General features: G+C 27.4%; 19 protein-coding genes and 1 riboswitch. Of the genes, 7 read left to right on the plus strand and 12 right to left on the minus strand.

Going from position 1 to position 23,093, the window contains the following annotated elements; genetic code table 11:
• The first annotated feature begins 114 nt into the window (after positions 1-114).
• The gene (locus IC218_RS12085) at positions 115-783 is read left to right on the plus strand and encodes a phenylalanine--tRNA ligase beta subunit-related protein (protein WP_227824514.1); all 669 of its coding nucleotides are present in this window, start codon (positions 115-117) and stop codon (positions 781-783) included.
• 243 nt (positions 784-1,026) lie between these two features.
• Here the strand turns inward: IC218_RS12085 and IC218_RS12090 are convergent, their stop codons facing one another.
• Complete coding sequence (locus tag IC218_RS12090; protein WP_227435671.1) at positions 1,027-1,545, minus strand: nitroreductase family protein; 519 nt, start codon at positions 1,543-1,545, stop codon at positions 1,027-1,029.
• A 153-nt stretch (positions 1,546-1,698) separates the two neighbouring features.
• On the opposite strand from IC218_RS12090, the gene IC218_RS12095 reads away from it, so the two are divergent.
• Positions 1,699-2,022, plus strand: coding sequence for a winged helix-turn-helix transcriptional regulator (locus tag IC218_RS12095; RefSeq protein WP_227435669.1), 324 nt, complete (start codon positions 1,699-1,701; stop codon positions 2,020-2,022).
• Positions 2,023-2,026: 4 nt separating this feature from the next.
• Here IC218_RS12095 and IC218_RS12100 read toward each other — a convergent pair whose 3' ends face one another.
• The 3 genes from IC218_RS12100 to IC218_RS12110 all read right to left on the minus strand — a co-directional run bounded on the left by IC218_RS12100 (position 2,027) and on the right by IC218_RS12110 (position 6,388).
• Positions 2,027-2,611 carry a DJ-1/PfpI family protein gene (locus IC218_RS12100; protein ID WP_227481826.1) on the minus strand — a complete coding sequence of 195 codons (585 nt, stop codon included), beginning with the start codon at positions 2,609-2,611 and terminating at the stop codon, positions 2,027-2,029.
• Between the two features lie 71 nt (positions 2,612-2,682).
• Complete coding sequence (locus IC218_RS12105) at positions 2,683-3,144, minus strand: Lrp/AsnC family transcriptional regulator (protein ID WP_413926665.1); 462 nt, start codon at positions 3,142-3,144, stop codon at positions 2,683-2,685.
• Positions 3,145-3,508: 364 nt separating this feature from the next.
• On the minus strand, positions 3,509-6,388 hold the full coding sequence (locus IC218_RS12110; protein ID WP_227824515.1) for an EAL domain-containing protein: 2,880 nt from the start codon (positions 6,386-6,388) through the stop codon (positions 3,509-3,511).
• Positions 6,389-6,798: 410 nt separating this feature from the next.
• Positions 6,799-6,957: riboswitch (M-box (ykoK) riboswitch) on the plus strand.
• 360 nt (positions 6,958-7,317) lie between these two features.
• Between IC218_RS12110 and mgtA the strand changes: the two genes are divergently transcribed.
• Together mgtA and IC218_RS12120 are read left to right on the plus strand one after the other, a co-directional pair.
• The gene (gene mgtA / locus IC218_RS12115) at positions 7,318-10,008 is read left to right on the plus strand and encodes a magnesium-translocating P-type ATPase (RefSeq protein WP_227824516.1); all 2,691 of its coding nucleotides are present in this window, start codon (positions 7,318-7,320) and stop codon (positions 10,006-10,008) included.
• 653 nt (positions 10,009-10,661) lie between these two features.
• Positions 10,662-12,191, plus strand: a complete 1,530-nt coding sequence (locus tag IC218_RS12120) for an ABC-F family ATP-binding cassette domain-containing protein (RefSeq protein ID WP_227824517.1) — start codon at positions 10,662-10,664, stop codon at positions 12,189-12,191.
• Between the two features lie 75 nt (positions 12,192-12,266).
• Here the strand turns inward: IC218_RS12120 and IC218_RS12125 are convergent, their stop codons facing one another.
• The 3 genes from IC218_RS12125 to IC218_RS12135 form a co-directional block, all read right to left on the minus strand.
• Positions 12,267-12,980: a response regulator transcription factor gene (locus IC218_RS12125; RefSeq protein ID WP_227824518.1), complete on the minus strand. Its 714-nt coding sequence runs from the start codon at positions 12,978-12,980 to the stop codon at positions 12,267-12,269.
• Positions 12,981-13,243: 263 nt separating this feature from the next.
• Entirely contained in the window at positions 13,244-14,194 is a 951-nt protein-coding gene (locus IC218_RS12130; protein WP_227824519.1) for an SDR family NAD(P)-dependent oxidoreductase, read from the minus strand.
• Positions 14,195-14,213: 19 nt separating this feature from the next.
• Positions 14,214-14,846 (minus strand): PadR family transcriptional regulator, encoded by a 633-nt coding sequence (locus IC218_RS12135; protein WP_227824520.1) that lies wholly within the window; start codon positions 14,844-14,846, stop codon positions 14,214-14,216.
• A gap of 354 nt (positions 14,847-15,200) precedes the next feature.
• Between IC218_RS12135 and IC218_RS12140 the strand changes: the two genes are divergently transcribed.
• Together IC218_RS12140 and IC218_RS12145 are read left to right on the plus strand one after the other, a co-directional pair.
• Positions 15,201-15,416, plus strand: coding sequence for a TetR/AcrR family transcriptional regulator (locus tag IC218_RS12140; protein WP_227435644.1), 216 nt, complete (start codon positions 15,201-15,203; stop codon positions 15,414-15,416).
• A gap of 126 nt (positions 15,417-15,542) precedes the next feature.
• Complete coding sequence (locus IC218_RS12145) at positions 15,543-16,682, plus strand: macrolide family glycosyltransferase (RefSeq protein ID WP_227435642.1); 1,140 nt, start codon at positions 15,543-15,545, stop codon at positions 16,680-16,682.
• 155 nt (positions 16,683-16,837) lie between these two features.
• Here the strand turns inward: IC218_RS12145 and IC218_RS12150 are convergent, their stop codons facing one another.
• The 5 genes from IC218_RS12150 to IC218_RS12170 all read right to left on the minus strand — a co-directional run bounded on the left by IC218_RS12150 (position 16,838) and on the right by IC218_RS12170 (position 20,663).
• Positions 16,838-17,302: a hypothetical protein gene (locus tag IC218_RS12150; RefSeq protein WP_227435640.1), complete on the minus strand. Its 465-nt coding sequence runs from the start codon at positions 17,300-17,302 to the stop codon at positions 16,838-16,840.
• A gap of 165 nt (positions 17,303-17,467) precedes the next feature.
• Positions 17,468-18,007 carry a CDP-alcohol phosphatidyltransferase family protein gene (locus IC218_RS12155; protein WP_227435638.1) on the minus strand — a complete coding sequence of 180 codons (540 nt, stop codon included), beginning with the start codon at positions 18,005-18,007 and terminating at the stop codon, positions 17,468-17,470.
• Positions 18,008-18,035: 28 nt separating this feature from the next.
• Complete coding sequence (locus IC218_RS12160) at positions 18,036-18,827, minus strand: ABC transporter permease (protein WP_227481816.1); 792 nt, start codon at positions 18,825-18,827, stop codon at positions 18,036-18,038.
• Positions 18,827-19,681, minus strand: a complete 855-nt coding sequence (locus IC218_RS12165) for an ABC transporter permease (protein ID WP_227435633.1) — start codon at positions 19,679-19,681, stop codon at positions 18,827-18,829. Before IC218_RS12165 ends, IC218_RS12160 begins: the two co-directional genes overlap by 1 nt.
• Positions 19,668-20,663, minus strand: a complete 996-nt coding sequence (locus IC218_RS12170; RefSeq protein WP_227481814.1) for an ATP-binding cassette domain-containing protein — start codon at positions 20,661-20,663, stop codon at positions 19,668-19,670. The genes IC218_RS12165 and IC218_RS12170 overlap by 14 nt, the downstream gene beginning before the upstream one ends.
• A 717-nt stretch (positions 20,664-21,380) precedes the next feature.
• Between IC218_RS12170 and IC218_RS12175 the strand changes: the two genes are divergently transcribed.
• Positions 21,381-22,337, plus strand: a complete 957-nt coding sequence (locus tag IC218_RS12175) for a diguanylate cyclase domain-containing protein (RefSeq protein ID WP_227824521.1) — start codon at positions 21,381-21,383, stop codon at positions 22,335-22,337.
• The last annotated feature ends 756 nt before the right edge of the window (positions 22,338-23,093 follow it).

Consider the following 23,093-nt stretch of genomic DNA (forward strand, 5'->3'; position numbering starts at 1 on the left):
TTTAATACCTCCAAAAGTGGTTCTATAAAATTACTATAAAAATGGAACTACAAAATCCATTTTTTACTTGCTAAGATTATACCATAAAACAAAAAATTAAAAGGAGTCTAAATTATGTTAGAAATATCAAGTAACACAAAGGAAATTTATCCCAATATTAAATTTGGAGTTATGATTGTAAATATGACCTATTCAACACCTAATGAAGAAAATTTTTTACTTCTTAAAAACTCTGAAATTGAAAATATTATTGCACAAAACCCTGAATACAATCGCAAAGAAAAAATTAAAACAGAGCCTCTTTCCAACTACATAAAGTATTATAAAAAATTTAAAAAAACTTATCCTGTATTACTTCAATTAGAATCCCTTTTACTAAAATCAAAAGGTATTCCAAATGTAAATCTGCCTATTCAAGCAATGTTTTTAGCAGAATTAAAAAATCTTCTTCTAACAGCAGGACATGACCTTGATAAGATAGAATTGCCTTTAAAAATAGATTTAGCAAATGAAAATGAACATTTTTATGGTATAGGAGAAAGAAAGCAAACTCTAACAAAAGACGATTTATTTTTATCAGATAACCTTGGTATACTATCTAGTATTCTTAATGGACCAGATAATCGTACACAAATTACAAAAAAAACTAAAAATATTCTATACTTTGTATATGCTCCTGATGGAATTTATGAAAAACAAATTTATAACCACCTAAGTGATATAAAGGATTATATTTTAAGCGGTTTTCCAGACTCGAAAATTGATTTAATTGATGTATTTTAATTAATATCAATATATTTTAGTTAATATCAATGTATTTTAGTTAATATAATGAAAATTTAAGCTTAGCAAATATTCAAAGTATTAGTGGGTATTCTAAGTAATCAAAATAGTGAAGTATACATCATTGTTCAACTAGATATATACTTCACTAAAATTAATTTTATATAAGTATTAACTTTTTTTAAAACTTTATTTAAAAAAATAACTCATTATATATCTCATATAGATAGTTTACTTTTATATCTAAAGAGTTTCATAAGAAACAATTTCATTTAAAGGAAGACGAGTTTTATCATGTCTATTTGGACTTTCTGGTGTTCCAACTTCGTATCCTATTAGTAATATATTTACTGGCTCAAGATTATCTGACAAATTAAATTCTTCTCTAATTACATCTGGATTGAAATAGCATACCCATACACTCGCTAATCCAAGTTCAGTTGCTTGTAACATCATGTGATCAGTAACTATACTTGTATCAATATCTGTAAGTTGTTTACCATCAAAAGGTCTTGTCCAAACTTTATCCTTATCCCCACATACGATAATTGCTAATGGTGCATCATATATATTCGCAGCCTTAGAAACTTTATTAAGACCTTCTTTTTCTTGTATTACAATTAATCTTTGAGGCTGACGATTCCCCCCTGTTGGAGCTACTCTAGCAACTTCTAAAATTTTCTCAAGTTTTTCTTTTTCAACCTTTTTATCCTGATAATTACGACAAGAATATCTTTTTTTTGCGATTTCAACAAAATTCATTTATTTCCCCCCTATCATTTTATTAGGCTAAGTTGATGATTTATTTAACCTATGCTATAATCTTATCACTATAATTATATATTACAATAATGTACTTTTTTGTAACATAGTACCAAAAAGGGTACTTCAAAATATATTGAGAGGTCTAAAAAAATGAAAAAATGTTCAAGTAATTACAGTTGTCCTATAGAAGCAACCCTTGCATTGATTGGTGGTAAATACAAGACACTTATTCTTTGGCATCTTAAAGATACCACATTAAGGTTTAATGAACTTAAAAAATTAATACCTAAAGCAACTGCTAAAATGCTAACTCAACAATTACGTGAATTAGAAACAGATGGCTTAATTGTAAGAGTTGTTTATCCTGTTGTACCTCCAAAAGTTGAATATTCATTATCTGATTTTGGAAAAAGCATTATTCCTATTTTAGATGTTATGTGTGATTGGGGTTCTGATTACTTAAATAATCTTTAATTTATTATAATTTAAATCCCATAGCTAATTTTACAACTTCCATATGTTCCTTAGATGTCAACATTTCTAAAAGCTTAAAAGCTACATGTGGTGCGGTTTCTGGACAATATGAAGTTATAATGTTTCTATCTACAACAATTGGCTCATTGACTACATTTACATCAAATTTACTTAACTGTTTTTGTCTTTGACCATCTTTTAAATGATATGTAGTAGCTTTACGATTTTTTAAAACACCACTTTTACCAACAGGTAAAGCTGCTACACAAATAGTAGCAATTATCTTCCCTTTTGCATCAAACTCTCTTATTAAGTCTAAAAAAGATATATCATATGCTTCGTCATAAAATCCAAACTCTTCAAATCCTCCAGGAATAGCTAATGCATCATAATCATCTACACATATTTCATCTATTGTTTTGTCAACTAATACTGGAACATTAAATGTGCTTACAACTTGCTTTTTAAATCCACCAGTTACTACATCTATATCGTAATCATAATCATTTCTAGCCCATCCCATAACATCTACAAATACACTAAATTCCATAGTTTCAAAACCTTTTGCTAAAAAAACTAAAACTTTCATATTGTATTTTCCTCCTAAAAATATGTAAGAAAGTAGGTATTAATATAATCAATATTTTAGTATATGCTTATCTAAAAAATATCTTTGATTGTATTAATTTCCTCTTTAATTGTTGATAAAACAATGGTTGTATTAGCTTTCTGGATTCCTCTAATTTTTTTCAAAGTTATTGATATAAATTCTTCAAGTTCATTTGTATCCTCTGCTAATACTTTTATTAAATAATCATATTCTCCTGAAATGTGATGACATTCTAATACAGTGTCATACTCCAACATAGTCTTCTTAAACTCTTCTATGCTTTTAGATAAATCTGTATTGATAAATACGAAAGCTAAAAGTTTATACTTTGTTTTTTCTCGATTGATTTGAATAGTATACTTTTGAATTATATTTGACTGTTCAATTTTCTTTATACGCTCTGAAACTGCTGGTATTGATAGATTAACTTGTCTACTTATTTCAGAAGTTGAGGCTCTACTGTTCTTTTTTAGAGAATTAATTATTTTTAAATCTATCTCGTCTATGTCTATTCACCTCCTTAATTATTTAATATGATTTTATCTAATAATTTAAAATAAGTAAATAATTTAAATTATTTCAATAAAATTTAATGAAATATAGTATTTATCATTAAATTTTCAAACTAATTAAATACAACATACATGACACACTTAAAATATTTAAACTAAATTAAAATTAGTATTTTTATTGTATATCAACTAAATTTTTCTAAGTGTAAAGCTAATACTCTTCGAATTATTATTTTATAGTAACAAACTTTTTTATTTTATAAAAAAAGTAATGATTATAATTTATATATTTATAAAATTACAATCATTACTTAGTATTAATAATATATGTATTTCTCTATATACATATATTATATGTATCCTTTTACATACCTTTAAATTTATCTACTTCTTTAAGAAATGTATCTTTTGGCATAGGCTTTGCATACAAATAACCTTGTGCATAGTAACAATCAATACTCATTAAAAATTCTGCTTGTTCTATCCTCTCAACACCCTCACAAATCACCTCTAATCCCAAGTCATTTGCCATCTCAACTACTTTACTAATAATCTTACCTACCTTACCTTTTCCTTCAGAATTATCTAAGAGAGATTTATCTATTTTAAGAATATCTACAGAAACTTGATTAAGAAGATGTAATGAAGAATATCCAGAACCAAAATCGTCAACAGAAATTAAAAAACCAAGTTCCTTAATCTCATTTATCATATCATTTGATATACTATCATTTTCAAATAGACTTTCAGTTATCTCAAGTTCAATGATGCTTTTAGGTATATCATATTTAGCAAGCAAACTTTGTAATCTATTTATATAATCTTTTTTCTGAAAATGTACTCTTGATTGATTCACAGAGATTGAAATGGGTTTAACTCCAGAACTTATCCAAAATCTTGTCAACTTACATACTTCTTCTAACACAAAAAAATCAACATCTATAATTCCACCACTCTTTTCAAGTATAGGTATAAATTCTCCTGGATTCATAAATCCAAGTTCTTTATGATTCCACCTAACAAGTGCTTCTGCACCAATAATGTTATTTGTTCTCATATCAAACTTAGGTTGATAATAAACCTGAAATTCATTATGTTCTAATGCATAATCTATCCTATCAACAATCTCTTTTTCTTTGTTAAGACTTTCTCTAAGAGATTCATCAAAATATATAATAGATGAATTACTTCTTTTTGCTTTTCTTCTAGCAATTTCAGCATAATCAATAGCCTTTGTAATAACAATGTCTTGCTCTTTGATAATATATACTCCAAAGTTTGCCTTTACTTTAATGCCAATCCCCTTAACTTCAAAGTATGAAATACTTTTACTTATATCAATAAGAGTTAATTCCAAATCTTCTTTTAAATCATAGGGTAGGAGCAAAAGGAAATGGTCTGCTTTTACATGAGCTATTAATGCCCTGTCTCCAATAACTCTATTCAAAACTGATGCAACTTCTTTTATAATCATATCTCCAGAATCTCTACCATAATTTTCATTTATGATAGCAAACTTAGATATATCAAAAGCAATTACTGTATAAAATTTTTCTCTATGCTTTTCTAGAATTCGTGGTGCTTGATCTTCAAATCCATTGTAATTCCAAACTCCATTCTCTACATCTTTAAATGCCAAATCAAAAATATGATTGGAATGTCTTTTGTTGATTGCAATAACATAAGAAAGTACTGCTATTATAACTAAAAAGAAACAAAAAGAAATTAAAACTGTTTGAACTGGATGCTGATGAATATACTGTGATAAACTAATTTTATAGTCTTGAAAAATTGTATGCTTTGCAATAATTTCTGAATACTCATCTTTATTAAGTGCATTTATTCTCTTATCCAAAATGGAATATAATGTTGGATTTATATTTTTTCCAACACCTAAAGATATATTAGTTTTATAATCATTAACTAGAATTGCTTTTAAATTATTATAATCTTTTTGTATATAGTCTTCAGCAGAATATGTATTTACAAATGCTGCATCTGCATCTCCACTTTTTACTGCATTTATAGCTTTTTCTTCAGATTTATATCTTTGAATATTGCTACCTTTATAGTGTTCTTTGATATACTCATCATTGAATGTATCGCTCTCAGCAACAGCTATATTATCAATTTTGGTATTTTTATAATTTTTAGTTATAATGCTATAGTTCAATGTCATATAAGGAGATGTAATCTTAATTCCATTCTGCTCTGACCACCCATAATCTGAATTAAAAAAACATATAACATCTGCCTTTCCCTCTTTTACCATATCAATCGATTCTTTATATGAATTAGCTTTTACATAATCTATACTTAATCCAAGCTCTTTTACAATTAAATCAAATATATCTGGTACAATACCTTTAAGTCTACCTGTATCTAAATATGATAATGGATATGAGTTTGGCATACTTACTACACGTATATGATTATTTTTTTTTAAGTAATTGCTTTCTTCCCTGGAAAGAATAAATGTATCTTTATTACTAGACTGATAGTACTTACTATATAAATTAAACTTATATGCTGGATTGTCCATCTCAATATCTTCTAAAGCTTCATTTACATCTTGTAACAGTTCAGTGTTACCTTTTTTTACAATACAATAAAATGGGGATGGAGCAAATTGCGCAATTACGCTTTCATTTTTGACTTTTCTCAAACTACTAGTTAATATAGCATCTACTTTTCCACTTTTTAATGCATTTTCCAATTCTTCCTGATTTTTAAAATATTTAAATGTGTAATTAAATCCTTTTTCATTTGCAAATTTCTTTAAATGTTCATTTCTACTATTTCCATAAAGTAGTCCAACCTTTATTCCATTAAAATTTTTATAATCATTTGGTGTATACTTTGAATTTCCACTTTTTACTGTAAGTCGTGCATAACTACTTCCCATAGGTACCTCTGAAAAATCAAATTTCTCAGCACGTTCTTTTGTATATTGTGCAGAAGTAAGTAAATCAATCTGTCCATTTTCTAACATAGTTTGACACTCTTCCCATGTACCAGATACATACTCATATGTCCAGCCAGTATACTTTGCAATCTCATGAAGATATTCATATCCATACCCATTTCTATTTCCATTTTTATCATAATCATGATATCCTTCAAAATCAAAAAAACCTACTTTTATAACACGTTTTTCTGTCTTTGCAAGTGATTGTATTGGAAAACACATAAATATCATACAATTAATTAAAAATACGATGAAAATCAGTCTCTTAATTGACACAAACTTTATCCCCCCTCATATAAAACCTTCCCTCAAATTATTTATAATCATTCTAATAATACATTACTTAGATTTATATCATACATAAACTTATCATTATACTTAATACTTAAAAAAATATATGTTTATCTAAGAATAAATAAACATATATTTTTAGTGATTACTCTAAAAGTATAACTTTATATAGTAATTATATATTTTTATTTATTATAATTATATAAATATCTTAGCATACCATTAAAAGTTCAACAATACTACACCTTTGATTTTATAAGTCGCAATATTTTATGAATATATTCTGCTAGGGAAAAATATGTAATTTATAGCAAGTAATAGAAAATATTAACTGTACTTAGTTTTTTTCAAGCTATTGACAAATATTTTTTTATAGCTTACAATTTTAGAGAAATTAAATATTTCGGTAGGTGAGGCTACCATAGGGATACGGGTTGCTGCCGCAAAATAGTGGAGACACTATGAGAAGGTCAACAGTTTATGTCGATTCCAAGGCATAATCTAACGCAATTTCATCGCCCTATGAAGTTAAAGCTTGAACGATGAATGAAACAGTTTGTACTGTTTTATAAATATACTTAGGTTTTTATACCTTGGTTATTTTTATATGGATTTAAATCCCTTGTCATTGTTCTTGCTTTGACAAGGGATTTTTTAATACCTATTTGTCTATTATAGGTTTATATATTTTGAATTTAGGAGGTGGAGAAAATGGACGTAGGAAGTAGTAGTAGCATAAGCCCTGTCGGGCGAAGTAGTCACTTATTTGAAGAATACATGTACTATTTTGTACGTCTTATTTCTTCTACCTGTTTTTAATAAATATAAAATAAGCGATGTGTTTTCGTCACAGGCTTATGTCTTTACTTCCTTTTTTCTGTACAAAACAGATAATTATTAAGGAGGATTTAGACATGATAAAAAAATTAAATAAAAAATTTATTACAAGAACTTTATCTAGTTCAACTTCAAAGGAACGTTTAATTGATTCAGCTACAATGAGCGCCTGTATTTTATTAAACGAATATGAAAATTCTTATAATGGCTATTGTGAAAAAATGGTTAATAAAATGCAAGATAAGTACGGCAAAAATGAAATCACTCAAAAAAAAGGTGATTCTTTTATAAAAAAACTTATAAAATCTTTTATAAATCCCTTTACTATTGTACTTCTTACTTTAGCTATAATTTCCTTTATTACAGATGTTATTTTAGCAAAACCTGATGATAAAAATGCAACTACAGTTATTATAGTCTTAACAATGGTAACTATAAGTGGTCTATTGCAATTTATTCAAGAATCTCGCTCTGGAAAAGCAGCTCAAGCTCTAAGTGAAATGGTAAATACTACTATATCAGTTATGCGTAATTCTAAAGAATTAGTGGAAATACCACTAAGAGAAGTTGTAGTTGGAGATATTATCCATCTTACTGCTGGTGATATGGTTCCAGCTGATGTACGTATATTACAATCTAAAGATTTATTTGTTAGTCAGTCTTCTATTACAGGAGAAAGTGAACCAATAGAAAAGTTTTATAATACTAAAAAAAGTACTTCAAATAATGTTCTTGATTTAGACAACCTTGCATTTATGGGTAGTAATGTAATCAGTGGCTCAGCTATAGCTATTGTCATTGCAGTAGGTGATTGTACTATATTTGGTTCTATTGCTCAACAAATAACAAATAAAAAAACTATAACAAGTTTTGAAAAGGGTGTTAATTCAGTTTCATGGTTACTTATAAGATTTATGTTTGTCATGGTTCCAATTGTTCTCTTTGTAAATGGCTTTACAAAAGGTGATTGGACAGAAGCATTTTTGTTTGCACTTTCAGTAGCAGTTGGACTTACACCAGAAATGTTACCAATGTTAGTATCTGCAAACCTTGCAAAAGGAGCAGTTGCTATGTCACAGAAAAAGGTTATTGTTAAAAACTTAAGTTCTATCCAAAACTTTGGCGCTATGGATATACTTTGCACTGACAAAACAGGAACTTTGACTCAAGATAAAGTAATCTTAGAATATTCTCTTGATATTCATGGCAAGGAAGATAGACGAGTTCTTCGTCATGCATTTTTAAATAGTTACCATCAAACAGGTCTTAAGAACCTTATGGATATAGCTATTATCAACCATGCAAATGAAAATGGTATGCAAGAACTTTGGAAAAACTACACAAAAATTGATGAAATCCCATTCGATTTCAATAGAAGAAGAATGAGTGTAGTTGTTAAAAATAAACTAGGAAAAACTCAGCTTATTACAAAAGGTGCTATTGAAGAAATGCTATCAATTTGTACTCATGTTGAATATAAAGGTGATATTCAGTTAATCACTAATGAAATACGTAAGGAAATTCTTACAACTGTTTCTAAGTATAATGATGAGGGGATGAGAGTTTTAGGCATTGCCCAAAAAAACAACCCTTCACCTATAGATTCTTTTTCAGTTTCTGACGAAAGTAACATGGTTTTAATAGGTTATCTTGCATTTTTAGACCCTCCAAAAAAAAGTACAGCTAATGCTATAAAAGCATTACTTGAAAATGGAGTTGATGTAAAAGTCCTAACTGGTGATAATGATGCAGTAACAAAATGTATTTGTAAACAAGTAGGCATTAAAGTTAAAAATATCCTACTTGGTTCAGATATAGAAGACATGAGTGATACTAAACTTGATGAAATGGTGAAATGTACAAGTATATTTGCAAAACTTTCTCCAGAGCAAAAATCTCGTATAGTCGCATCTCTTCGTAGAAATGGTCATACGGTTGGTTTTATGGGTGATGGTATAAATGATGCTGCTGCTATGAAAGAATCTGATGTTGGAATATCTGTTGATACAGCTGTTGATATTGCTAAGGAATGTGCAAATATTATACTGCTTGAAAAAGACCTTATGGTATTAGAAGAAGGTGTTATTGAAGGAAGAAAAACATATGCAAATATTATAAAGTATATAAAAGTGACAGCAAGTTCTAATTTTGGCAATATGTTTTCTGTATTAATAGCAAGTGCATTTCTACCATTTTTACCAATGTTACCAATTCAAATTTTAGTGCTAAACTTAATCTATGATATCTCATGTATAACTATTCCATGGGATAATGTAGATGATGATTATCTAAAAATCCCAAGAAAATGGGACTCATCATCTATAAGTAAATTTATGACTTGGATTGGTCCAACTAGTTCAATATTTGATATTACAACATATATATTAATGTATTTTTTCATATGTCCAAGAGTATTTGGCGGAAGTTTTCATAGCTTAGATACTACAAGTCAACTTGGTTTTATATCTCTATTTCATGCAGGATGGTTTGTAGAATCTTTATGGTCTCAAACATTGGTTATTCATATGATAAGAACTCCACACATTCCATTTGTTAAAAGTAGAGCTTCATGGAGACTAACGCTCTTAACAACAATAGGAATTACAATTGGAACTATTATACCTTATACATCATTTGGAAATGCTATTGGTATGATTCCACTGCCAAACATCTATTTTATAGGGTTAATTTTTACTATCTTATCTTATATGGTATTGGTAACTATGTTAAAAAAAATCTTTATAAAAAAATATGGAGAATTGCTATAATTTAAATATTTATATATTATACAGATATAAATATTTTAAAATATATTCAAATAAAAGAAGCTATTTACTTTTTTAAAATCTTGTAAGTAGCTTCTATTTTATTGTAATTAATTCATATCCTTTATTTTTATAATATAACTTAAACTTATTGTATTATAAAAGTTCTCGTGTAAAAATATCTTTTATATTGACTATAATTAGGTATTATGATAACATGATTTAAGCTATAATTAGTGATATATGTATTAAATTAAATGAAAAAAATCAAAAGTACAATAGTGCAATTTAAATATAAATGAATTAGAATTAATATTGAGATTAGGATGTGAATAATTATGATTTATATAAAATTAGTTAAACTTGTTAGAAAACTTAACTCTACACAAATGTATATGATGAAGCGTTGTGTAGAGGTTAATCTGGAAGCTTAAAGCTTCTATCTTCATCGGCAAATATAGGTTTAGTGTAGTTTTTTAGCTATGCTTATTTAAATTTACCTATTTGCCGATAGATATATAGATTTTATGGCCATAGATAGCAATGCTTATCTATGGCCTTTTGTTTTTCCAAAAGCAGAGGTCGGCATTTTATAATGCTATTCCTCTGCTTTTTTATTTTCATAAAATTTTTATAGTAAAAAAGGAGTTTGAATTATGAGTTTATTAAAAGTAAATAATTTATCACAATGTTTTATGGATAAATCACTGTACGAAAAAGCTGACTTTGATTTATTTAAAGGCGAACATATAGGTGTGGTCGGCCAAAATGGTGTAGGTAAAAGCACCTTAATTAAAATTTTATTAGGAGAAGTTATCCCAGATACAGGAGAGATTAAGTGGCAACCTAATATCAAAATAGGTCATTTGGACCAATATGCAGATATTAATAGAGATACAACAATATCATTGTATTTACACACTGCATTTGAAGACCTCTATAAAATAGAGAAAGAAATGAATTTGCTATATCAAGAAAGTTCTATATCTGGAAATGAGCAACAACTTATTAAGGCATCAACTTATCAAGAGCAATTAATAGCAAGTGATTTCTACTCTATAGACAATGAAATAAATAAGGTAGCAAATGGTCTTGGACTAGATTCAATAGGAATGAATCGTATTATTGGGGAACTTAGTGGAGGTCAAAGAGCAAAAGTAATTATGGCAAAATTACTACTTTCTAATTATGAAGTTTTATTATTAGATGAACCAACAAATTTTTTAGACAAAGAGCATGTTGAATGGCTTGCCAATTATCTAAATACATTTAGAGGTGCATTTATTGTAGTCTCCCATGATTTCGACTTTCTAGAAAAAATTTCCACAGGTATTCTCGATATAGAATTTGGAATGATTAAAAAGTATCATGGAAAATACTCAGAATTTCTTAAACAAAAATCACACTTAAGAGAGGATTATATTAGAAAATATCAAGCACAACAAAAGAAAATAGAAAAAGAAGAAACATTTATACGTAAAAATAAGGCTGGTGTAAATTCAAAAATTGCAAGAGGAAGACAAAAACAATTGGATAGAATAGAAAAAATAGCTCCTCCTAACTTTACAGGAAAACCATGTATCCAATTTGCAGAAATTGAAATATCTGTGCAAAACGCACTCACAGTAACTAATCTTGAAGTTGGATACTATTATCCATTACTACCAAAATTAAATTTTTCTGTTAATGCAGGTCAAAAAGTAGTTATAACTGGATTTAATGGAATTGGTAAATCCACTTTGTTAAAAACATTGGTTAAAGATATCCCTTGTATTTCTGGAAGCTTCCTCTTTTCAGACCAGATAAAAATTGGTTATTATGAGCAGGATTTAAAATGGGAAAATCCTACTAAAACACCACTTCAAATAATGGCAGATATATATCCAAAATTAAGCACAAAGGAAATCAGACGCTCTTTAGCCAAGTGTGGTGTAAAAGAAGAACATGTTTCAAGAAGTGTTTCCACACTAAGTGGTGGTGAACAGTCTAAGGTTAAATTATGTTGTATGATGTTGTCACCTTGTAATTTCTTGATTTTAGATGAACCAACTAACCACTTTGATGCAGAAACAAAAGACGCTTTACAAAATGCTTTGAAACAATTTAAGGGAAGTATTATTTTAGTTTCTCACGAAGAAAAGTTTTATAAAGGTTGGATTGACAAGGTATTTAATTTGAAATCGTAAATATTTTACTAAAATATAAGCATATTAATAGGCACTCATAAATGAGTGCCTAAAAAACAACTACTAAAATTCAGCCTAATCAACTCTATTCACAAGCTTATATCCAAGCCCTTTGACTGTTATAAGTATTTTAGGATTTGAAGGATTATCTTCAATCTTTTCTCTTAGATGTCTTATATGTACCATAATTGTATTGTCGCATATACTACTATATACACCCCATACCTGTTCATAAAGACTTTCTTTTCCTATAATTTTATTTAAATTTTGAGCCATATAACTTAAAAGTTGATATTCTCTACCTGTTAACTCAATTTCATTTTCATCTTTATACACACGGCATCCTTCTGTATCAACTGTAATATTACCTAACCTAATTATTGAATTTTCTGATGATACAACACTTTGATATTGTTGTCTACGCAACTGAGCTTTGACTCTAAAAACAACTTCTCTTGGACTAAATGGCTTTGTTATATAATCATCTCCTCCACTACTAAGACCAAGTATTTTGTCAATATCATCATCTTTTGATGAAAGAAAGAGAATTGAACAATATGAAAACTCTCTAATTTTTTTGCACACTTCTATGCCATCTACATCAGGTAACATTATGTCGAGAATAACAACATCTGGACATTCTATCTTACACAAAGAAATCGCATCTAAGCCATTATAAGCTTTAACAATATTTTTAAAGCCATCCTTTATCAATACTTCCTCAATTAAATTTATTATATCTCTTTCATCATCAACAAGTAATATTTTCTTATCAAAGTATGTTTCCATAGTAAAATCACTCCTAATAAAGAGTTATTGTCTTTTATCTACTAACCCTCTAACTCTATGCGTTCTGCTTAAAGTATATTCAAATAATTAAACAAAATCAAGTACATATCAATTATAAATTAAATTATAGCTAATTGTAATCTTTCTCATATTAATTCAAACAATTAAATAAAGTTTGAACAGAATTATCAAGAATATTCCATCCTTTTAGAAATATTAATAAGATTATGTTGTTGCTATAATAACCTTATGAATTATATGTGTTATGCTAGCAAATTACATTTAGCATTTTCAACATATTGTTTACATATAGTCCATACTTTCTCTATTGTCTCTTTGTTATTGACATAAGGTGGATAAACATCTGTGCTTGTAATGCTTTTTATAAATGATATTGAGTCATTAGCCATTTCAACAATCTTTCCTTGGTGATTTATTAGTTTTCCAGTCATACCTGTATAAACATTAGAGGTGCAAATCGAAAAGTAAGCCTCTCCAATAATTTCTGATTTTGGTATAATAATGTTTTGTAAAAATGCAAGTACTTTCCAATACGAATTAAATTTCTTAATTGTTTCTTTACTCATTTTTGTTGCTGGAACCATAATTGCATTTACACTTATATTATAAGGCTTGTATTCTTGTTTCATCATACTTGTAACCATAAGTAAAGCTATTTTAGAATCTCCATAAATTTTATAAGAATTATATTCTTTATCTTCTACAGTTTCACCACTTAAAACTCCAAAATTAATTTTTCTTCTTTCATCAAAAAAATGCTTTATATTTGTACTACATACATTTAGAATTTTAGGATTTTTTGATTTAGCAAGCATATCCAATAATAAATTGGTCATAAGAACTGGCCCAAATAGATTGGTAGCAAATGTTAATTCTATACCATCAATACTTCGTTGAAAATTTTTTTCTCCATGTTTAAAATGTCCAGCATTATGGATTAAGATATCCAATACATTGTATTTTTTTTTATAGGTCTCACAAAAACTATAAATTGATTGTCTCGATGAAATATCTAGTTGAAGCAAATCCACATTAATATTTTTAGTTTTAGCTATAATTTCCTGACACACGGGTTCACTAATCTGAATATTACGACATGCCATTATAATCCTATAACCCTCTGATGCAAACTTAAATGCTGCTGCCTTTCCTATCCCTGAATTAGCTCCAGTTATTATTACAGTTCCTTTCATGTTAGCTACCCCCTTTTCCTTAATTCTGACTATTGTTTGGCCACTCATTAATTAATTTCTTCTTTAAATTTTCAAACCATGCTATTTCAAAATTTGTCCTATCAATTCCAAACTTTAAGGTCAATAACTCAAAATCAATTATATCTTGAATATCTCTTTGTATGTTGGAATGTTCAGTATCTTGTAAAAAGTGATTAAACTGTTCTTGGTTTTCTTCTAGATAGGTAATATACTGTAATTTTGCAACATTGATGTCTTGTATTTTGATATTCTCCAACTGCTCTCTTTCCTTTTTGAGGTCAACAATATAAGATTGAATTAGTGACAATCTTTTTTGCGTTGGAACAAATCCCATAAAAAATAATTTACTTAATTCCATATCCTTCACTTTACCTGCAACCATAGACGTCTCTACCCATTCTAAAAAACATGCTTTTCCTGCATCCGTTAATGCATAAAATTTCTTATTGACACTATTTTCAACAAACTCTTCATACACTATCATCTTCTTTTCAAGCAACTTTTTTATTGCTGCTTGAATACTTCCCATACTGTTGCTACACATAGAAGTGAAATTCATTTCTATGATACTTCTCAGTTCATAAATTGTCAGCTTCTTAAGCATAAGTAATCCTAAAATAATTTTGTCCATTTTATTTACTCTCCTTTTATATTACTAATAGTAACATTTCTAATAGATAAAATCAATCACTAAAAAAGTCAAAGTAACACCTTTAAAATCGCAGTAATAATCTTTTAAGAACTCTAGAAAATTAATTTTATATAGATTTTATAGCTTTAATAAGAAAACAGTAATAGTCTTAATGATAACACCTAGAATATTTTAAGATAAATAATTAAAGATTTGTATCATACTTCCACATGTGTAAGCTTTAATATTTTATATTATAAGAACAATATTCTGTTTATAATTGACTTTATCTAAATCGTATTATAAAATATAAACAGAACAATATTCTGTTTATTTGAATAAGATGCTAATTTTATGGCAAGAAAATCTGCTTTAGAAGGAGGAAAAAGAGAAGAAATACTAGATTCTGCTATTCAATTATTTTTAAAGTATGGGTATGAAATCATCTCTGTTAGCATGATATTAAATAAGGTTAATGGAGAAGTTGGAATGTTTTATCATTATTTTAGCTCTAAGCAAGAGCTATTTTACAAATCATTAGAGCATTTCACTATTTTACAAATTAGTTAATAATAAGGTCCAATAAAAATAAACAGCATACAGTTATTTCTGAATTTTTAGGTAGAACGTTAAAAGTTCCACCTCTTATATTTACAAAGTGAATATATAATAAAAACATTTTAAGGAGGTTTGATTATGAAAATTTTATTTATAAATTTACCTTTTTCTGGACACGTATACCCTACCCTTGGGTTAGTGGAAAAATTAGTGAATAGAGGTAATTCTGTAACATACTTACTAACTGAAGAATGGAAAGATAAAGTCTTAGAAGTGGGAGCTGATTTCCTTTATTATGAAGATAACGAAAAACTTTCTATTCAAATAAAAAATGTCTATCAAGCCTCTATAAAGGTAGCACATGAATTCGATTTAATTATTTATGAGCATTTTTTCTTTCTAGGAAAACATATAGCAGAGAGATTCAATAAACCTGTTATTAGGATTATTACTGCACCAGCTACTAATAAAGTTTTGATGAAAGAATTTATTAATTCGGGTGGCGTGTTAAGTGTATTTCGTTTTGAATGGGTATGTCGTAGATGGACTAAAAAAGTGTCAAAGGGAATTAAATTAAAGACTGATTCTTGGTTAAAAGAGATTACTGAAAATCCTCCAGAACTTAATCTTGTATATACTGTAAAAAAATTCCAACCATATGCAGAAGATTTTTCAGAAAATAAATTTAAGTTTCTGGGTACCTCTATTTATCAACGTAATAAAAAAAATGAATTTATATTGCCAAAATCAAAAAATAATTTGGTCTATATTTCTCTAGGTACAATTGTAAATAAAGCAATGTCATTTTACAAAAAATGTATCAATGCTTTTAAAGATGAAAATGTAACTGTCATTATATCTGTTGGTAATTCAATAAATATATCAGATTTAGGTAAGATACCAAATAATTTTTATATTTTCCCTTTTGTACCACAGCTTGAAATATTAGAAAAAGCAAGTGTTTTTATAACTCATGGTGGCTTAAATAGTGTTATGGAGTCTCTTTATTTTGGCGTTCCTATGGTGGTTATTCCGTTTATAAGTGACCAACCAACTAACGCACAGCAAATTGAACGCTTAAACTTAGGAAAAAAGATTTCTCACAAACACATTACAAGTGACATTCTTAAAAATTCTACCTTAGCTGTTCTTAATGATTCGACTATAGCTCAAAGTATATTGCTTATGCAAAAAGAAATTAGAAATGCAGGTGGTAATGAATTTGGTGCTGATTTGATTATTCAGTATATGGATAACAAAATGGTAAAAGAACATTAAAATCGTACTGTTGTTAGGAACAAACTTGTCAGTTAAGGAATGAATCCAAAGGAAAGAATACAATAAAAGCCCATAAATAAATGAAAAATCGTTACTTATGGGCTAAATGATGTACAGTCGAAAAAGATATATATTAATTATATTTATTATTGTATTTATATATAGTTATACTTATTCTTATATCTATATATAAAACTAACTGTTAAAAATAAGGTTAAAAACTCAGCAATTGGCACTGCTAACCATATTCCATCTATATTCAAGATATTTGGTAATGTCAATAAACCTATAGTTATAAAACCAAATGTACGTAAAAAAGATAATATTGCAGATATCTTTCCATTAGATAATGCTGTAAACATAGATGATGTAAACCTATACTGGTAATTAGTATTCCAATTATAGCTACAGATAATATAATCAAAGTAAAAATTTTCTTTGCTCCATCCATATCCATTCCCCATCTTGCAAGCTACAATAGCACTTCCTCCAGTAGCAAGCCTGGTTCCAAGTCCAACAATAATATTAATAATAGGACAGACAAGATTAATTGCAGATAAAGCATTTGTATCTACAAATCTAGATACAAATATAGTATCTACAATCGTATATAATCCCATAAAAATTATATATAATTATTTAAATAGAGTTTTAATATATCTTGCTATTATAATATCATATATGATAAGTATAATACCTTAATCTTTAATCTAATTATTTTTCATCTTTTAATCAATACTTACATAAATTTTAGTTTCTATTGTCTAGTATCATATGAAACAGGTTTATGAAATAAGTACTTCTATAATACTACTAATATCTATTTTTAACTCTTTAGATAATATATGTATTATTACTTCTTCAGTGGCTGAGATACTTGCTACAACACAAACTATACTTGCAAGTAAATTTGTATTCATAATATTATAAACTAAAGGTAAACAGAATAACATAAAACCAGATAATTTATTTCCATATGTATGTAATATAGCAAATGTGTTGTATTTACGAATCACTATAATTATTGATGTAATTCGAACAAGGACAATTATTAATATCCATAATACTATATATTTTGAAATATTTATCACTGGAAGCATAATAATAAACATTGATATTACTAAACATATATCAGCCATACTATCAAGCCTTGAGCCAAGCTTACTTTCTATATTCATTTTTCTAGCTATATATCCATCAAGAAAATCACTTACTCCACACATAATATAGACTGTAAAAAATAAAGAAGAAAACATATCTATTTTGAGCAAAGCTATTGATAAAATGATTCTAAGTATAGTAATAATATTTGCTATATTTTTCATTCCTTGTCACCTCTAAACTGAAAATTTATTAACTACTTGCACTTTTATAATGTTTCAGTCCTAATTTCCAAAACCTCCACATAAATACTGTAAATACAAATACAATACTAATTGAGTAGATTAATCCTTTTATTGTTAATGTCCCAGACAAAATTTGAGTTGGGATTGTTGACATAATTCCATATGGTAAAATCAAATAAAATAGTAGCTTAAAAATACCTTCATAAATTATACCTGGAATTTTCATATTCATTGGTAGTAAATTATCTTCCAATCTCATTATAGCAGAGGATGATATAACAAAAAATGGAATTGTCCGAAATATAATACACACATCATAAAAAAGCAATGTCATCAATAACACCATACATGTATATGCCAGTACCATAGCAAAAGTTATTTCTGAATTTAATCCAGATACTCCATATACAACTATAAGTATACTTGCCAAAATTAAAGGTGATGAACCGATATTAACATTCTCAAATGTCAATCTAAACAATGGGTCTATTGGCTTTGTAATATAATAATCTAATTCTCCTTCTTGAATTTTGCGTGGAATATCATAAATTCCAAAACAGAAAATGGTCATATTTATAGCATTTATTAATGAAAAAGTTCCTATAAATATTATCATCTCTCCACGCTGCCAACCTCCTATTGAATCTACATGAGAGTAAATGCCATTAAACATTAACAATTGTAATATAAATAATGAACTATCTACAAAAAATGCTCCAAAAAAATCAAATCTAAACACCATCATTTTCGATAATTTCATTTTTAGTAACATAAATATTATTTTAAATTTTTTTTTCATTATATCCCCACCCCATCAAATAGTGTTCTCATCTTCTTATAGACAATTTTATTTACTATAAAGAAGAATAAAACCCATAATGCTATAATAATCAGTCCTTGTACTGCATCATTACTATTTCTACCTATTAATAACATAGATGGTAAATAGGTTGTGTAATAAAATGGAAACAATTTCATAACATTTACTACAACTTCTGGCAAAAGAACAAGCGGTATCATTGTTCCTGTAACAAATTCAGTTATATTATCGATTATCATTCTAAAAAAACCAATCTCTAGAAATTTAAATGATAAAATTCCAATAAAGAAATGAAGCTGCATCATAAAAATAAGCCCTAAGAAAATCATCAAAATTGAAATTAAAATTTGTATTGGATTTGATGTAAAAGCAAAATCTATTTTAAATATAAAAATCCATACAAAAGCAGAAATCATATTAAATACTAAGTAAAAAAAGGTCATTCCAAAATTTTTAGCAAAAAAATAATTTTGTGCACCAATCGGAATAATCATGTATTTTGAAAATGTACCCAACTTTACACGATTGCATATCTCCTCACTTGTACTTCTTGACATATCAATACCTGATAAAAATGAACTTATTATATAATAAGACAACATTGAATTAAATGTAAAGCCAGAAACTATGTCATTTTCACCAAAAATTGCCTTCCACAAAATATAAGCAAATAAAATTTTTATAATAGTAAACATCATGTTAACTACTACATCAAACCTCCAAATAAGTTGTACTTTGAAATTAATTTTAGCTATTTCATAGTACTTTCTTATATTTTGTTTAAATCTATAAAACAATGATTGTCTTGAATATGCTTCATTATAGTTGTTCATAATACTCTTCACATCCTTCTTTGTATATTCGTTCTACAACATTCCCTATATCTTCTTCTTCAATTGTTACATCCTCAACATCATACTTATCAAAAATCCATTTAACAGTTTCATTACCTTTTTCTTTTGGTACAATTACTGATGTTTTATGTTTTGTTTGCTCAATAATCTTATAGTCTTTTGGAAATAAAATTTTAGTTTCATCAGTGAAGCTAACTGTTATTTTCTTATATTTTTGAAAATGATTAAATAATTCATCTGTAGAGCCATCATATATTTTATGACTATTTTCTATGACAATACTTCGACTACAAAGGCTCTTTATATCCTCCATATAATGAGAGGTAAGCATTATTGTAGTACCTTTTTTCTTATTTACTTCTTTCAGAAAATACCTAATTTGTTTTTGTGCCACTGCATCTAGACCTATTGTTGGTTCATCTAAAAATAAAATTTTAGGATTATGAAGAAGTGCTACAATAAGCTCCATTTTCATTCTTTCTCCTAAAGAAAGTGTTCTAACTTGAACATTTAGATAATCAGATACTTCAAACAACTCTATAAAATAATCCAAATTCTTTTTATACTCTTCATCAGATATATCATATAACTCTTTAAATAAAAGAAATGTATCTGCTGGCGTCAATTCAAAAAATAGCTGACTTTTTTGCCCCATAACAACAGCATATTGTTTTTTAAAGTTATTTTCTAACTTATTTGGATAATAACCCATGACAGAGATTTTTCCAGAAGATGGAGCAATAATTCCAGTCATCATCTTGACAAGAGTTGTTTTTCCAGCTCCATTTTTACCTATTAATCCAACAAATTCTCCTTCCTCTATTTTTAAATTAAGGGATGATATAGCTGTTTTTTCTGTATATTTTCTATTAAATAAAGATTTTATACTTCCCATAAATCCTGGTTCTTTCTCAAACCTCCTATAAGATTTAGTCAGTTCATTAAGTTCAATAATACTCATTTTTATTGCCTCCATATCTTGTATTTTCTACAAAAAAAGTCCACAGGTATTCATATCTGCCTTTTTATGTGGTATTATTTACCTACACAAAAACAGAAAACTCCTGTGGACTAGAAAATTTAATCTTTTCTATTTCAACATAATTATATTTAAAATAACACTATGGAAAATTAATAAAGGTGTAGCAGATTAAAGCCCACTACACCACAATTTAACAAAGTAATATATAATAATATTATTATTTGTTGTCATATGTTAGTTATCTATAAAGGCAGAACAAGACACAACAATTAAATGTATCAAAAATACACTTAAAAATTCTGATTAAACAGAATACCTATGCGTCTCCAACTATTTACTTGTTGGTTACCATTATATATAACTCCGACATCAAGCAAGACACTCCTTTACTAATATTATTGCTGATATTTTACCATAAAATTTTTTTATATTCAAGTATAATTTAAGATACTCATATATTTAAATTTATTTTATTTCTTTACAATTGAAATTAAATTTCATTAATTGCTTTAATCAAAATTTAAAAATACATTATTTACATTAGAGATGATTACCCTATGCTTCTTCTTATAAAGTACACTATTGTACAAATCAGATGCAATTTTTTTAATTCTATATTATAATATTGTCACAAGCATCCAAATAAATAGTACTAACTAAAAGAATTATAAACTACAAATCTTAAGGGGTTACTCTATGGAAAATAATACAATACAAGAACAATTATGTGATTTATCAAAGAAAATCTGGCACATTTATATTTTAAATCCAGACGAGGATGGCTTACAATTTATCATGTCTTTATTAGATGATAATTTTACATTGTTTGGAACAGGAAAACATGAATTCTATACATCATTAGAGAACTTCATTATAAATCTTGAAAAAGACCAAATAGAATCAGAAGAAATAAATTTTAAAATTATAGATGAGTGGTACTCATGTACTAAAGTTACAAATGAAACTTTTATAGTATATGGAACTCTATGGGTAATAGAAGAAGAGTACTTAGAAAGAGACATCTATGTAGAAATGGATACTCGATTTACTATGGTATATAAAGTTATAGATGGTAAAATCACACTGCTCCATATACACCATTCTATTCCAAACTTTGATCAGGTAAAAGATGAATACTATCCTAAAACAATAACTGAAAAAGCAAAAGAAGCTCTAGCTATGGCTAATGAATTTAAGTTGAAATCAGAAAAAGACCTTATGACTGGATTATATAATCGTCATTTTTTTGAAGTACATATAAAAGAAATGCTAGAAACTACTTCATGTGGGTATTTTTATATTTTTGATTTAGATAATTTTAAGCAAATAAATGATATATTTGGTCATATTAGAGGAGATGAAATATTAATACAATTTGCTAATGTTTTGACTAAAGTGTTTACCAATAATGCTATTATTGGAAGACTTGGAGGAGATGAATTTGCTGTATTTGAATATATCAATCAGTCTAAGGAAGATGTTGAAAATAAAGCAAAAAAAGTTGCAAAGTTATGTTCTGATATCAATTCTTGCTCTATAGGCATATCAAGACTAGAAAGCAACTTAGATACGTTTCAATCTTTATATAAACAATCTGATTATGCTCTATATTATACAAAGAGAAACAACAAAGGAAATTTTAGTTGGTTTTAAGATTAAATAATTTCAGATGCATGAAGGGGTGATAAGATTTGATTACCACCCTTTTCATTTGTATAATGTTTTATAATTTTTACTAAAATTGCCACCAAAATTACATTGTTTTGGCAATTCGGTGGCAATACAATATATTATTGATATATACTTCCTACAAATGTTACTATGCTTGATTATCTTAGCTACAGTTTCTACATATTTTAAGGATACCAAAATATACTTGTTGAATTTGGAACTCCAGTGTATTTCATAAAGAACCACCTATGAATGTAATTTTTTAGGCTCTTCTGCCTGCATTTTGTGAATTTAAATCTGCCTTCCACCATCAAATTTATAGCAATTCGCAACTCGCCTTCCGCTCTACAATCCCAATAAAAATTCATTTAAAAACTAAAAATAATAAAAATATTTTATCTGTAATTCGTTGCATTATTTTCTAACTACCCATTATCGTAACCTTTAGATAATTAATTTTAAGTTTTCTAAATTTTACAATTTCTATATACAACACATTATAGCTTCTTTTAATAGTAATTGGGTTATAAAAACCTTATTGTAATTACCTGCTTTTAAATAGTGTAACATAGCATTTATACTATATTAAACCAATAAACCACCTTCTGTCGTTTATTACTTAGAACATCTGTACATTCGATGCCAGCCAAATCTAGTTAGACTCTGAATGATACTATATAATTTCTGCATTTCTCATCATAGACATTAGCTATGATAAATTTTCCATAAACATTTACA

Origin of the sequence: Clostridioides sp. ES-S-0005-03 (genome assembly GCF_020658455.1) — a bacterium.
In the GTDB taxonomy this organism is placed as follows: Bacteria; Bacillota; Clostridia; order Peptostreptococcales; family Peptostreptococcaceae; genus Clostridioides.

What these genes read in the sequence shown, in the direction of transcription:
- IC218_RS12085 (WP_227824514.1), top strand. Translation starts at nt 115, where the DNA reads ATGTTAGAAATATCAAGTAACACAAAGGAAATTTATCCCAATATTAAA.
- IC218_RS12150 (WP_227435640.1), bottom strand. Translation starts at nt 17,302, where the DNA reads ATGGGATTATATACGATTGTAGATACTATATTTGTATCTAGATTTGTA.
- IC218_RS12100 (WP_227481826.1), bottom strand. Translation starts at nt 2,611, where the DNA reads ATGAAAGTTTTAGTTTTTTTAGCAAAAGGTTTTGAAACTATGGAATTT.
- IC218_RS12140 (WP_227435644.1), top strand. Translation starts at nt 15,201, where the DNA reads ATGGCAAGAAAATCTGCTTTAGAAGGAGGAAAAAGAGAAGAAATACTA.
- IC218_RS12175 (WP_227824521.1), top strand. Translation starts at nt 21,381, where the DNA reads ATGGAAAATAATACAATACAAGAACAATTATGTGATTTATCAAAGAAA.
- IC218_RS12160 (WP_227481816.1), bottom strand. Translation starts at nt 18,827, where the DNA reads ATGAAAAAAAAATTTAAAATAATATTTATGTTACTAAAAATGAAATTA.
- IC218_RS12135 (WP_227824520.1), bottom strand. Translation starts at nt 14,846, where the DNA reads ATGGACAAAATTATTTTAGGATTACTTATGCTTAAGAAGCTGACAATT.
- IC218_RS12170 (WP_227481814.1), bottom strand. Translation starts at nt 20,663, where the DNA reads ATGAGTATTATTGAACTTAATGAACTGACTAAATCTTATAGGAGGTTT.
- IC218_RS12125 (WP_227824518.1), bottom strand. Translation starts at nt 12,980, where the DNA reads ATGGAAACATACTTTGATAAGAAAATATTACTTGTTGATGATGAAAGA.
- IC218_RS12095 (WP_227435669.1), top strand. Translation starts at nt 1,699, where the DNA reads ATGAAAAAATGTTCAAGTAATTACAGTTGTCCTATAGAAGCAACCCTT.
- IC218_RS12120 (WP_227824517.1), top strand. Translation starts at nt 10,662, where the DNA reads ATGAGTTTATTAAAAGTAAATAATTTATCACAATGTTTTATGGATAAA.
- IC218_RS12090 (WP_227435671.1), bottom strand. Translation starts at nt 1,545, where the DNA reads ATGAATTTTGTTGAAATCGCAAAAAAAAGATATTCTTGTCGTAATTAT.
- IC218_RS12165 (WP_227435633.1), bottom strand. Translation starts at nt 19,681, where the DNA reads ATGAACAACTATAATGAAGCATATTCAAGACAATCATTGTTTTATAGA.
- IC218_RS12145 (WP_227435642.1), top strand. Translation starts at nt 15,543, where the DNA reads ATGAAAATTTTATTTATAAATTTACCTTTTTCTGGACACGTATACCCT.
- mgtA (WP_227824516.1), top strand. Translation starts at nt 7,318, where the DNA reads ATGATAAAAAAATTAAATAAAAAATTTATTACAAGAACTTTATCTAGT.
- IC218_RS12155 (WP_227435638.1), bottom strand. Translation starts at nt 18,007, where the DNA reads ATGAAAAATATAGCAAATATTATTACTATACTTAGAATCATTTTATCA.
- IC218_RS12130 (WP_227824519.1), bottom strand. Translation starts at nt 14,194, where the DNA reads ATGAAAGGAACTGTAATAATAACTGGAGCTAATTCAGGGATAGGAAAG.